At 40.3% G+C, this 13,069-nt stretch carries 10 protein-coding genes; 2 read left to right on the forward strand and 8 right to left on the reverse strand.

From position 1 onward, the window contains the following. Nucleotides 1–33: 33 nt before the first annotated feature. Together L6773_RS16340 and L6773_RS16345 are read left to right on the forward strand one after the other, a co-directional pair. Nucleotides 34–663 carry a SatD family protein gene (locus L6773_RS16340; RefSeq protein ID WP_237855519.1) on the forward strand — a complete coding sequence of 210 codons (630 nt, stop codon included), beginning with the start codon at nucleotides 34–36 and terminating at the stop codon, nucleotides 661–663. Further along, complete coding sequence (locus tag L6773_RS16345; protein ID WP_237855520.1) at nucleotides 664–1,365, forward strand: DUF3307 domain-containing protein; 702 nt, start codon at nucleotides 664–666, stop codon at nucleotides 1,363–1,365. Between the two features lie 5 nt (nucleotides 1,366–1,370). Here L6773_RS16345 and L6773_RS16350 read toward each other — a convergent pair whose 3' ends face one another. The 8 genes from L6773_RS16350 to L6773_RS16385 all read right to left on the reverse strand — a co-directional run bounded on the left by L6773_RS16350 (nucleotide 1,371) and on the right by L6773_RS16385 (nucleotide 13,064). After that, complete coding sequence (locus L6773_RS16350; protein ID WP_237855521.1) at nucleotides 1,371–2,162, reverse strand: purine-nucleoside phosphorylase; 792 nt, start codon at nucleotides 2,160–2,162, stop codon at nucleotides 1,371–1,373. Further along, nucleotides 2,159–2,956, reverse strand: a complete 798-nt coding sequence (locus L6773_RS16355) for an MBL fold metallo-hydrolase (protein WP_237855522.1) — start codon at nucleotides 2,954–2,956, stop codon at nucleotides 2,159–2,161. The genes L6773_RS16350 and L6773_RS16355 overlap by 4 nt, the downstream gene beginning before the upstream one ends. Nucleotides 2,957–2,979: 23 nt before the next feature. Further along, a complete protein-coding gene (locus L6773_RS16360) occupies nucleotides 2,980–3,942 on the reverse strand; it encodes a PhoH family protein (protein WP_369431590.1) in 963 nt (320 codons plus the stop codon). Nucleotides 3,943–4,036: 94 nt separating this feature from the next. Beyond that, nucleotides 4,037–4,726, reverse strand: a complete 690-nt coding sequence (gene rpe, locus L6773_RS16365; RefSeq protein WP_237855524.1) for a ribulose-phosphate 3-epimerase — start codon at nucleotides 4,724–4,726, stop codon at nucleotides 4,037–4,039. Further along, a complete protein-coding gene (locus L6773_RS16370) occupies nucleotides 4,726–5,568 on the reverse strand; it encodes a PASTA domain-containing protein (protein WP_237855525.1) in 843 nt (280 codons plus the stop codon). The genes rpe and L6773_RS16370 overlap by 1 nt, the downstream gene beginning before the upstream one ends. A 10-nt stretch (nucleotides 5,569–5,578) precedes the next feature. Beyond that, nucleotides 5,579–6,334 carry a DUF5683 domain-containing protein gene (locus L6773_RS16375; RefSeq protein WP_237855526.1) on the reverse strand — a complete coding sequence of 252 codons (756 nt, stop codon included), beginning with the start codon at nucleotides 6,332–6,334 and terminating at the stop codon, nucleotides 5,579–5,581. A 218-nt stretch (nucleotides 6,335–6,552) separates the two neighbouring features. Next, nucleotides 6,553–9,897, reverse strand: coding sequence for a DUF5050 domain-containing protein (locus tag L6773_RS16380; protein ID WP_237855527.1), 3,345 nt, complete (start codon nucleotides 9,895–9,897; stop codon nucleotides 6,553–6,555). Next, nucleotides 9,897–13,064, reverse strand: coding sequence for a T9SS-dependent M6-like inactivated metalloprotease (locus L6773_RS16385; RefSeq protein WP_237855528.1), 3,168 nt, complete (start codon nucleotides 13,062–13,064; stop codon nucleotides 9,897–9,899). Before L6773_RS16385 ends, L6773_RS16380 begins: the two co-directional genes overlap by 1 nt. Nucleotides 13,065–13,069: the final 5 nt, after the last annotated feature.

The raw sequence follows: 13,069 nt of genomic DNA on the forward strand, positions 1-13,069 counted from the left end.
GAAAATATCGGTAATAAAGGCGATATTGAATATATGAAAACTACAATTACAGGTGATATCGTCCATTCACAATCTGTAGAGGATCCCAAATTGTGGCTCGATCCTTTAAAAAATCTCTTTAATACCTTTGGGGATTCACCAAAAACCTGGGAAATCTACAGGGGAGACAGTTTTCAAATTTCTGTTCCTGCAGAAGATTCTCTGCGGGTTGCTATTCTAATTAAATCGGTTATCAAAAAGCAGAAGAAAAAAAAGCTTGATGTAAGGCTTGCACTGGGTATTGGCAAAGATGATACCTACGTAAACAGGGTAAGCGAAGCTGCCGGAGAAGCTTTTGTATATTCCGGTCAATTGTTAGATACTCTGAAAGAGAAAAAAGTACATCTTGGGGTAAAATCTCCCTGGGATGATTTTGATAAAGAGTTTAACATGATGTTTAAGTTAGCCCTTGTCATTATGAATTCATGGACAAGTAATTCAGCCGAAGTCGCAGAACTGTTGTTCAGCGAATCAGAAATTACCCAGGTAGAAATTGCAGAACATCTTGGAATTGTCCAATCATCCGTGAATGATAGAATAAAAAGAGGCGCTATTTATGAAATTATGGAGATGGAAAAATATTTTCGCGAAAGAATTCAAATCCAAATTTCCCGGAGCTTTTAAATGATCTTGGTAAAGCTAATTTTAGCGCACATAATTGGCGATTTCTTTCTTCAAAGAGGCAAATGGATTGAGAGCAAAGAGAGAAAAAAATGGTCTTCACCCCACCTGTTCTTACATGTTTTTATACATTTTGCTTTAATGCTTCTCATTCTGTGGGATCTCAGCGTATTACCAATCATTCTACTGATTACATTTCTTCATTATATTATTGATGGATGTAAACTCACATTTCAAACAGAAAAAACCAGAGAACTGTGGTTTGCAGTTGATCAGGTTGCACATTTCCTGGTACTGGTTGCTGCATGGTTTTTTTATTGGGGTGGTGGAGATATCAGCGGTTTCAGCGATCAGTTTTGGATTATGCTGACCGGCCTACTGTTTTTAACCTACCCGGCGTCCTATTTCATGCAGCATTTGATGGCCTCATGGAGCGAACAGATTGATTCCGGTGAAAAAGAATCGCTTCAAGGAGCGGGAAAATATATAGGAATGTTGGAGAGGATATTTGTTTACTTGTCTTTGATAACAGGAAACGCGCAGGTGATAGGTTTTTTATTGGCCGCAAAGTCTGTTTTCCGGTTTGGGGATCTAACACGATCTAAAGACAGGAAATTGACCGAATATATTTTGATAGGAACTCTTTTTAGTTTTTTGATGGCAATAATCGTCGGTCTGCTGACGACCAGACTTTCCTTTTTCTGATCTGATTATAACTGTTTGATCAACTCAATTACCAGTTTTGCAAAATCATCTTTTCGACTATTTGCGGCTTCTTTTACTTCGGAATGAACCAGTTTTGAGGAGCTTAGCCCCGCTGCCATATTTGTGACGAGTGTTATTGCGGTTGCGGGGATATTTAATCGTGAAGCTTCCATCAATTCCGGAGCCGTACTCATACCTACTACATCGATCCCAAGCCTCTGAAAGGCCCTTATTTCAGCCTTTGTCTCGTAATTGGGGCCTTTTACATACAAGTACGTTCCATTTTGTACATTCAACCCGATACCGGCAGCAATTTTCTTCGCTTTTTCAGCAAATGGATACAAGTTATAAGTAAAAGATTGAGATGGCTCAGACGATATTTTTTGAAACAATCGGAATACATCATTTATCACCATCAAATCGCCGATTTTAAAATTAGAATTCACAGCTCCGGCTGCATTCGATATTATGATCTTATTTGTGGAAAAGAGTTTTGCCACATAAATAGGCAAAACAGTTGTGTCAAACGGGTGCCCTTCGTAATGATGGAAACGGCCTGAAAAAACCATCACATTGTGATTTTCAATAGTGCCGTAAATCAGTTTGCCATCATGGCCCTGGACCGACGTTACAGGAAAGTTTGGAATATTTTGATAGGGGATCTCAATGGAATTCCCAATAAAGTCTGTAAACCCACTTAAACCTGAGCCAAGGATTACTACGGCTTCCACATTGCCAGAAATCCCGTTCTCTTCGAGATATTTTTTAGTTGCTGTAAGTTTTTCTGTGTTTTTCATCCCGACACATTATCAATCTTGTACCCTTTAGTCTCATCATATGAAACCAAATTAAACAGCGGTGAATTTGTTTCATGGTAAGCCATAATGGTATAGCCTTCTTCAAAGGCTAATTTTTGGAGCTCTTCACGTTTTTCCATGCTCTGGTCAGGGAATTCATCATATTTGGCTTTATATGATCGATTAACGGCGCCTTTGGATCCCAATACATCACCGGCCATCATATATTTATGATCACCATTTTCATAGAAAAGTGCGTAGTGAAATTTTGTGTGTCCTCCAATTTGCTCAACTCGAATATTGGGTATGGGTTTTTCTTTTTCTGACAAGAATTTTAAATCTGCTTTGGAATCCAAAAAATGAAACAGATCGATCTCATCTTCACTGTTTTGGTCAATATTTTCCCGAAGTCGATTCCATCCGCCTTCAGATACCCAAACGGAAGCTCCCGGGAAGGTTATCTCCCAAAAGCCATGTTCACGATTAGCAAGACCTGCAATATGATCAAAATGAAGATGACTGATGAAAATGTCGGTAATATCATGTTCTGAGAGAGAGTGCTTCTCTAAATTCTCAAACATTATTTGGATTGAGGTTTCTTTACCAAAAAGGTCGCCTATCCCGGCATCAAACAAAATGTTGTGTTTACCATCTTGAATCATAAATGGATTGATAGATAGTTTTAAAGCACCTTTATTTGGAGAGTCTGATTTTTCAATTCTGTGAAAAAGTTTGTCTTTGCCAACTGAAAATGTTCCCTCATATAAAGCCGAAACACGGGGTTGATTACTCATAAATAGAATACTGCGCGGTGAGCTTAATTGTCTTCTTTATTTTCAAATTTTTCATATGCATCAATGATATCGCGTACCAGCTTATGGCGAACAACGTCATTTTGATCGAGATATGTAAAGGAGATTCCTTTTATATCCTGAAGGATTTTTTGGATAGAGACTAAGCCCGATTGATGTCTTTTAGGGAGATCCGTTTGAGTAACGTCTCCTGTAATGATTGCTCGGCTGTTAAAGCCAATACGAGTTAAAAACATCTTCATTTGCGTGTTGGTTGCATTTTGGGCTTCATCCAAAATCACAAATGCATTATTTAAAGTGCGCCCCCTCATGTAAGCGAGTGGGGCAATTTCGATGATATTTTTAGCGAGCTGAAATTCAAGTTTATCGAACTCAATCATCTCTTCTAATGCATCATAAAGAGGCCGGAGGTAGGGGTCGATCTTTTCCTTCAAATCACCGGGTAGAAAACCAAGATTTTCACCGGCTTCAACAGCAGGCCGTGCCAGAATAATTTTTTTTACTTTCCGCTCTTTCAGTGCCCGAACGGCCAGTGCAACGGATGTATACGTTTTGCCAGTACCGGCCGGACCTATAGCAAAAAGTATGTCATTCTGTTCCGATGCTTTTACAATAGCTCGCTGCCCAGGGGTCTTGGCTGTAATTGCTTCACCGGTAAACGTATGAAGAATTGTGTCTCCAATATCGGGATCTTCAGGGGGTGACCAAATTGCCGAATCGTTTCCCTCAGTTTTATTTGCAAGTGCAAGCAGGGTGGAAAGATCACTCTGCTGGATTTGGCCATTTCTTTTGGCGAGGCCAATCATCTCTTCGAGGATTTCTTTTACGGCATCGACCTCGGATTCCGGCCCCAGAATCTTCACCCTGTTTCCGCGAGCTGTAATTTTGGTTGCAGGAAAGGCACGATCCAGTTGGTTGAGGTGCTCATCAGAAAAACCCAAAAGTACAACGGGTTCCACATCCTCAATAAAGAGAGTTTCTTCAGAAATTTGTTGTGATGTATCGATAAATGTAGATCTTTAGATTAACAATACTGAAAGATAAGAAAGTTTACAGAATTGGTTAAACAACTCTGTTTGAACCCGCACGGGCAGCTTTCAGCAGTGATGCAATGCTTTTTGAGATGTCGTCGGTTTTGAACACTTTACTGCCCGCTACCAACACATCCACACCATTTGAAACAAGTTCCCCGGCATTTTGTGTTCCCACTCCACCATCAACTTCTATTAAAAAAGACAAGCCTGATTCCTCTCTTAATTGGTACAATTTTCTAATTTTCTGATAACTGCTTCGAATAAATGATTGTCCACCAAATCCGGGATTTACACTCATGATCAGAGTTAAATCAATTTCCGGCAGGATAGGTTCGAGCAAATGAACGGGTGTAGCGGGATTTATAACCACACCGGCCATGCACCCGTTATTCTTAATATTTTCAACTGTTCGATGCAGATGGGGACAAGTTTCATAGTGTACAGAGATCAGATCAGCACCGGCATCTGCAAAATCATCAATAAAATTGTTTGGGTTTTCTATCATCAGGTGTACATCAAGAAACGCTTCGGGTGCTATATCTCTCACCGTTCCCACAATGCCGGGGCCAAAACTGATGTTAGGTACAAAATGCCCGTCCATTATGTCGCAGTGTATCCACTGAATTTCTTCATCAGTACAAGATTTTATCTGTTCTCCCAGCCGGGAAAAATCAGCTGCAAGAATGGATGGAGCTAACACCGGAAGATTTACATTCATTATTCCTGGTTTTCGGGATTTTGATTTTGTTGATTTACAGATGTAGAATCGTCAATTATTGCCCCGGATTCAACTGCTTCTCGTGCATCAAAACGCTCGGCTACAATTAAGAAAAGTGATTCACCCTCTGTAAGCTCCTCCTCATCAGGACTGTAGGAAATAACAGTGTTTGGGGTAAACTCACGACTGGGCTGAAAACGAACTTCACCAACTCTTAAACCAGCTTTTGTAATAGTTTGCTGAGCCTCAGAGAGTCTTAATCCAACTACATCAGGCACTTCAACGATACGTGAACCCAGGCCATCACTAACTGCAAGATTTACAACTGTACCACGCGAAACCGTATCACCTGCAGCCACGGACTGGCGCAATATTGTATTTCTAAATCTGGATGACTCATAACTTTTGGTTCCTACTGTTAATCCATGATTTTCGAGCTGAATCTCTGCATTTCTCAGAGACATGTTCACAACATCGGGAACAACTGTTTGAGGAGTTGTTGCTGTATTTACCGTTAAATAAACTTTCCTGTTTGGTTTTACAATTTGTTGAGCAGAAGGAGCTTGATCAATTATATAATCTGCTGGATAAGCGGAGTTGGCCCTGCGGTCGAGAACTTCGTGCCGGAGGCCGTACTCATCCAACAGAGAGGTAGCCTCATCAAGTGAAACCTTTGTGACATCAGGAACCGTTATGCCCTCATTGTAATTTGTGTAAGATGGCATAATGAGAAAATCGAGAAGGAATGCCACTACAATTCCTGCCCCAATAATTGAAGCCAAAGTGATAAATAACCTTCGGTCTGTAAAAATTGATATAAAAATATTTTTGATGCGATTCATTCCGGCTGGATTAGAATCTGTATGTTAGTTGGATCTGCTTACCCGGCATAACACTTGAAGTAGCTTCAAGACGGTTTTGTTTCAACCTAAATGTAAAATAGGCATCAAAAGCGGAAAGGAGATGATTGGCGATCAAAATGGATAAAAAGGTGTTACTTGTTCTGTAATCTGTGTTAAATTGATCGGCCATTCTTGCAGCATCATAGAAAAAGGGACTCGCGTAAGAACCACCTCTGTCAATTACAAATCGTTCATCATAGAATGTTCCAGTATGACCGATGTTATTGTGAAATTCATTGTAATCTCGCCAACCGGCCTGGTATTGGTAATATTTTGAAATTAGTTCGAAATACTGCTGACTTCCATATTCAGGCAAAGTATGAGAAAAATTATTTGAACTGTTTTGGTCAGTGGTTATGTAGGGGGTATCGCGTTCCACCTGCCGTAATAATTCAATGTCTACAATATCCCAATCCTTATTTACATTAAATGATGCTTCTGAACTTCCGATCATCTGTCGTAAATCATCAATATGGGGATTATCCAGTCCATTTATTTCGTGATATTGAACAAGCCAGTTGGAGTATTGAACCACGCTCCAATTATTATTTGTAAACTGTTTGAAATCTCTTTCGCCAATTACAGCATCATTCCTGTTATCAACAAACAAGTAAACCGAGGTAGCTTCAATAGCAAAAAATAATCCTGCTTTCCACCAGGTTCTATTTCTCATCTGCCCTGAACCGGGAATAAATAAAGAACTCATAAAAGATTGAAACTTACTCCCGCTGCGGATTGCAGACTCTTCCTGTTCGCTAAGAATGGGTGATTCTCGCAAAAGAACTGGAGTAATTAAATGAAAGTTTTCTGGTTCTGCCGTGGAATTAATGATAACCGGCGAAGATAGATTGTTTGATACTTTTTGATCCTGACCTAGAACACAAAGTGGAATCAGGAAAAATAATGCACTAAAGAATGAAAATTTCACAACTGATTGAAATCAAAAGTTAAACCAAAGTAAAAGAGTAACTCTTTCCCGTAAGTAATGGAGTTCTCAGGTGAAGTAGAAATAAATTGGCTCGGTAATGTAACGTTAAATTGATTGAAACCATATGTTGTAGTAACGAAAAATTTTAGAGGAAAAATATAGTAACTATTTAAAGCAAACCTTAATTCTGTTCCAATTCCTGTTTTTAAATCGTCACCGATGTTTAGAGGGCCGCCCCAACCATTTCCGGCTTCAACGAAAAGATTGGCGTATAACTTATCGAGTGTATAGCTACCCATTTGCACATTAATATCTCTTTTAATGGGTGCGAGCAGTGAAAAACGCCCCCAGATAGTCCGCTGTCCGCCAATTGCAAAATAAGGATAGGATCTCATTCCGGTAAGTCCACCTGTGTAATCGAGGTAAAAGTAATCTTCTGGATTGGTTAAATACCCGAAAATTCTGGATGTAAGCAATCCATGAATATCGCCTGCAATTTCGCCGCCAAGCTGACTCTGTAATTCAAGTGAATAGTTGGTTGTCTGTTCGTAAACGGGAGATAGAGAACCTTCATCAAGCTCAAACTCTTGTAATAAACGTCCGTTTTCTAAACGGAATGTTGCGTTCGCTCGTGCTCCTTCCGGGGTTATATCTGAATGGCGGGATGGCACAATGGTATTGGCAATGTAGGAAGCGGAATACGATGTTCCTTTGAAATATTCTGTGGTTGATCCCGGGATAAATTGGTTGATCTCTTCAGAAAAGAAACCATCCGTAGCTACACTATAGGGCGAATATGAGGCTCCCAATTCCAACAGGCTCCAGCGGTTTAATTTACTTCTGAGATATAAATTAGCTTCCCAGACATTATAACGGATATCAATCGATTTTTGACTTGGCAGACAGGAAGTACAAGGAAACTCTTCGATGGAAGCACCGTCTCGTACATTCCGTTTTAGATTATAGAGCTCTACACTAATTGTAGGTGACCAACTTCGCTTGATAAAAGGAATTCCCCGGTGATCGATAATCAAAAACAGGTCGCGATCCAGGTTATTGAGCCTGTTTGGTGAGAAAAAATCGCTAAAACTATCAGCCTCTGTAGATCCCCACCCAAACAAAGCTCCAGCAAAAATATTCAACCGCTCGGTAACATCCCGTGATGTGAAGTAAGCCCCTGCTTTGAGATCACGAACCAGGTTTTTCCCGAGATTTCCAAATTTTCCATTAGCGACTAATCTGGAGTTATTTCCTTTGAGTTTCGTGTAATTATCGAACCTTATGACAGGTATAACACTTAAACCCGTTGTAGTTTGATTATAGGGACGCCATAAAAAAGTTTCATCACTCAATGCGATTTCCTCTTCCTCATTTCCTCGCGATGTTAAAGAATCATGGATCATTGAGAAATATTGGAAATCACCGGAAATAGTACTGTTTTCGACCTTGTTTTCAGTAATTTTAACTTGTAGATGCTTTGAGTTGCCTGAAAGTTCATTTGCAACCTGAGTATTTTTGAATTCAGGCAGTTTCATCGCAGAAATTTTGTATCCATCCGCCTCGTAATTGGAAAAGATGAGCGAATCCGTAGTAGCAAACGGCATAAATGCTCCCCCTTTTACATCCGTAATTTTTTGAATGGATTGCCCGTCTAATTTTGATCGATAAATATTAAAAATACCGTCTGAGTCAGCCGAGAAATATAAATATTCGTTGTTTGTATCTACCCAGGGATCTCTGAAATCGATAATTTTGTCTTCAAACAAAGTCTCAAGCTGTTTTGTTTCAATATTATATCGATACAAGTTACGGCTGTTGACAGCTGCCGATGCAAAGTAAATTGAACTCCCGTCAGGTGACCAAACAGGTGTATACACAGTTTCACCATTCGAAAAATTTGTGAGTTTGGTCTCCTCTTTTGATTCAGGATCAATCAGAACGAGGTTTTGAGTTCCCTTTTGAAGATTAACGGCTGCTATTATTTCTTCTGATGGATGCCAGGCCGGATCCTGTATACGTCCATCGGTTGTAATTTTGTTCTCCTCAATATTCTTAATATCAAATATGAAAAGGTCCTGGTACTCCTCGCCAAAGTGATTTCGGTCAGCTTTACTGTAGGTTATTTTCATTCCGTCAGGAGAAAATGAAAAACGATTTCCTATGTAATCAAGCGCAATGTTTTTAGAGTTAAAATGCTGAAAAGAGTTCGAATTCTTCGGCTCATCTCCGGGATTTTTGAGTTCATCCAAGACCCATGAGGAATCGGGCATTTCGAGAACTAGAAAGGTTGTAGCATAATCTCTATCACGATTTGTCAGGTAAGCAAACGTAGTGCCCTGAGGATCATACTGTGGATAGAAATTAAAAAATCCATTTTCTACAACTGGTTCGATCTCATGATTGGCCAGATCTTGTACTTGGTCGTTGTATTTCTTTTTACGGTCTTCAATCCAGCGGTCATACAGATCCTGTCCATCGTTGCCGGTTACGGACTTCATTACATTGCCAAAGTTATTTGAGCCATTCGCTGACTCCCACGATAATTCGCCAATAACCTTTTCACCGTACTGCTCTGTCAGGTACCGGGTAAAATCGAATCCATGATTGTAAACCATCTCGCGTTCGAGGCTGTTTTTTGAACTGAAATCACCCATCTCCTCAAAACTCAGAGTCTTATCTTCAAGAATATTCATTCGAAGTATCATATCTCTGTGGGTGTCCCAGTAATCATAAAATATGTTCTCTCGCATAAATTGAGCCGTCCCTTCCGAAAACCAGGCCGGAATACTCACAGTAGAGAATGGATGTGTAATGATTCCCTTTGGAGATCCATACAGAACATCTGGGCGGCGAACATCCTCGTACGAGAGCCACTGAAAATAGATTGATTGAATCGTCGGAGATCGTTTCATGGAGGCGCCCATCTGTACGATATGAGTAAATTCATGCGTGATGACATTTCGAAGCCACTGGTGAGTTCCTCGAAGTGGTGTATCGAGAGGAGGGATCCATATCTCAATTTTATCATCAAAAAAATAGGCTGCACCATTGGCATAATCTTCACGGTCACGCAAAATAATGCTCACTTTTCGATCCGGTTCATAGTCATAAAGATCTGTTATCGGTCCATATATTTGATTGGCGATGACAGAGGCTTCTGCAGCTGTCTTTTCACTTCCTTCCTGGTAATGGATATAGAAGTGTTCACCCTCAAGGGTATACCAGGGTAGATGATTGTAGGGAAAACCAACAGATGAAGGTGAAGCCTGTGCCATCAAACCGGCAGGAAAGAGCATCATCAGCAGGATGATCAAGAAACGATATTTGAAGACCGGTCTCATTATCTTGCAATGGCTATTTTTACAATTTTCTTTTCTTTCACTCCACTGGCCCTGGCCTCAATAAGTGCAAAGTATCCGCCACTGGCCCAGCTAGAGGTATCCAGTGAGATCTCTTCTGAAACCGTTCCTTTACTCTGAACTGTTTGATCTGAAATCACGCGCCCGCTCATCGTTAATACTTTGATTCGAACTTCTGCGGGCTCCTTGGTTTGAAAACGGATTTGGGTTTGATCCCTTGCCGGGTTCGGCCAGTTATAGGTCTCTTTACTATTTAATAATGAGAGCTGAGGATCGACGGGCACATCAAATTCAATAAATGCAGAAACTTTATTATTAGTTTGATTACCATATTTTGATCTCCACAGAGCATTTTGAAGTTCCTTAAACTCCCAAACTTTGAGTTCTCCGGTGTGGCTGACCGCAAACAATTTATCTTCGGAAATCAGAGGGTGAACAAGTTGGCCCGCACTGTCTGACAGTCCACCAACCAGCAGAGGAAAACCCTCAATTGACTCGCCCTTTTCGTTATAAGCGTAGAGATTCATGGAGGATTGATCGTACCCGGTTATAATCAAATCGTTCAGCTGATCACTATTCAAATCAGCGATGAGTGGAGTTCCGACAAAGGTTACATCTTTTGGCTCAGGAAGTGGAAATGAAGAAAGAACTGCTCCGTTCACATTTTTTGCAATGAGTTGATTGGCAGAATAATCAATGAATAAAAAATCCGGACCTCCATCTCGATCAAAATCTGCAATTGCCGGCCAATCGACCTCTTCAGAATCGTGGATTATATGTTGGGTTTGATAATTATCATCCGATGAAAAAATTGAGAGTTTTCCATCTTCAAGAAGATAGAAAAGAATACTTTTTTGCGAAGAATTTACAATACCGGTGTATAGACGTGAATCTTCATTCTTCTGACTGATTACATGTGTTACTGATCCTCCGGGATATTCAAGGATCAGCGAACCATTTTCAATTTTAGCCTGATAGTCTCCAATTCGGCCGGAATATTGAACTGCCAGATTATTTTGGATGATTTCACCATTGGTCAAATCAATTTGAGAAGAGGTGCCGTCGATATCCAACGTATTATTTTGATGGGAACTGATAAATGCCTTATTCGGCTGAACATTATAATCAGATATCTTACTCATCTCTCCCTGGTCAAACTCGTATGTTGAAATAGTGAGTAAATCTTCAGTTGAAGAAGGGTTTTCAGCGATTGCAATCAGATTGTGTTTTAAATATGGTTGCTGGAGTGATGCTATTTCGATTTTTGAATCTGAGAGTTTTCTTTGAGTGGGATTATAGAAACGAATTCCATCGTAACCGGGAATCATGATCCATCCATTTGAGATCGGTTGCGAGGCTAATGGATATTGCTGCCAAAAAGTATCATACGAAAGTGAGGTTGTATTTATTTGAAGGTTTGATTGAGTATCCCAAAGATCATAAAGATCAGAGAAGGGATTTACAGGACGAATGTTGAAGCTTGCAACGGGCAGGTTAGATGAAAAATCAAAAAGTTCAAAGTTTGATGATGCCCCCGAATTGCTTTTATTATTGGGCCGGGTATCTGGGCCAAATCGGTTTTCATAAAACAGGATGGTATCGGCCTGCGCAATGACTCGAGCATCATTTCCGGACCACCAAAAATCAAAAGTAGAACCATTCACTTCATTTTGAGATAAACCAATAGACGTGGGAAGTCCGATATCTTGAGCACCATCGGCTTCTTCAAGGTCTACGCCTTTCCGATCAGGATTGTTGTTAATGCTTCCCCGATTTATCTCAGATTGAATTACTCTTTCATCGATATGCCATATTAAAATTCCACCATTTAATTCTCTCTCAGTACCGTCATTTTGTGAGATGACTCCACCGGGAAGTGAAAAATCGTAATGACTAACATCAACGACTACACCGGGTTCAAGTAACTCATCGAAGCCCGTTGATTGGTTGACAAATCCCAAGTCTTGGTTTGTAAATGTCTGATTGACATAGGATCCATCACTTTTTTTGATTGTGAGAGTCACGCCGTTGCCTTCAGGATCACGATGGCGATTTTCAATAAGGAAATACTCGCTTTTTGATAGCGGAATTTTTGCTACGGAATTATCTTGCTTATCGGATGAGGAGGGAAGGGTAATATTAGATTCGGAGTTTGTATCAACTAAAAATGGCGTTTCCCAACCCAGGTAAGTTTTTTCCCAGGCTGATAATTCAGGAGGAAATAGGCCATTGTAGGAAAAAATTCCAGCGCCGTCCATCAAACCAAACCGCCCAATTCCGGATTGCCCGGTTTCCGTGTTAAACAGATCGGGTAAGCCCAAATGACTGCCAATTTGAGCCGTTAATAGCCCATTGACAGAGAGCGGCAAGACAAATTGATTTCCCACGGCATCGGTGCCGGAACGGGTTAATGTGCGCGGAACAATCAATGAGTTATCGACCAACAGGTCTCCATTATTGATCGGAAAACCACTGAAGGAAGGGGCATCTAAAAAATCGGCCAAAGTTTGTTTATTTAAATAGAAGGAGGGAAGGTCTTGGGGAGTTTTGTCGAGGCTAGTACCGGAGAGTTCCACATCTCTTCCGACACCGGCATGGAAAATAACGAAAGCAATGTTATCACCATTTTTAAAATCTGTTGTTAGATCTTCCGACTCACTCACTCGTGTCCAAACGTCAGTGATAAACGTAATCATCTCAGATAGATCCGGGTTTTCTCCAATTGGAGAATATTTCGCCATTTTCTGAGGAAGCTCATAAATGTCGGGCAGTACTTCAAAATCAACAGATATTTGATTTCGGGAAACTTTCTCGTAGTAATTCTTTACGAATTCAAGATGTGCTTCAAAATAATTTTGGTCGTGTGGAAGTGCATCAATATTTGTACCGGGGTCTTCGAGATAGGGAATACTGCCAGTATCAAATGTACCGTTTCCGGATGTAAATCGATTGGTGTCGGGTTGGAACTCGACCATTACTCCAAGAATCTTGAGGTTTTGATTCAGTGAGGATGAAGATGAAGTTTTAGAAGAGGAGAGAATGTCCGGTCTTACCCGGTGCTGACTTAATGCATCAACAGATGAAAGGTGAATCAAAAAAAGCAGTGATAAAATATATATACCACTGCTTCTTGAAGTTAAATATGTCATTCAAA

The organism is Rhodohalobacter sulfatireducens, assembly GCF_022012475.1.
GTDB classification, from domain to species: Bacteria; Bacteroidota; Rhodothermia; order Balneolales; family Balneolaceae; genus Rhodohalobacter; species Rhodohalobacter sulfatireducens.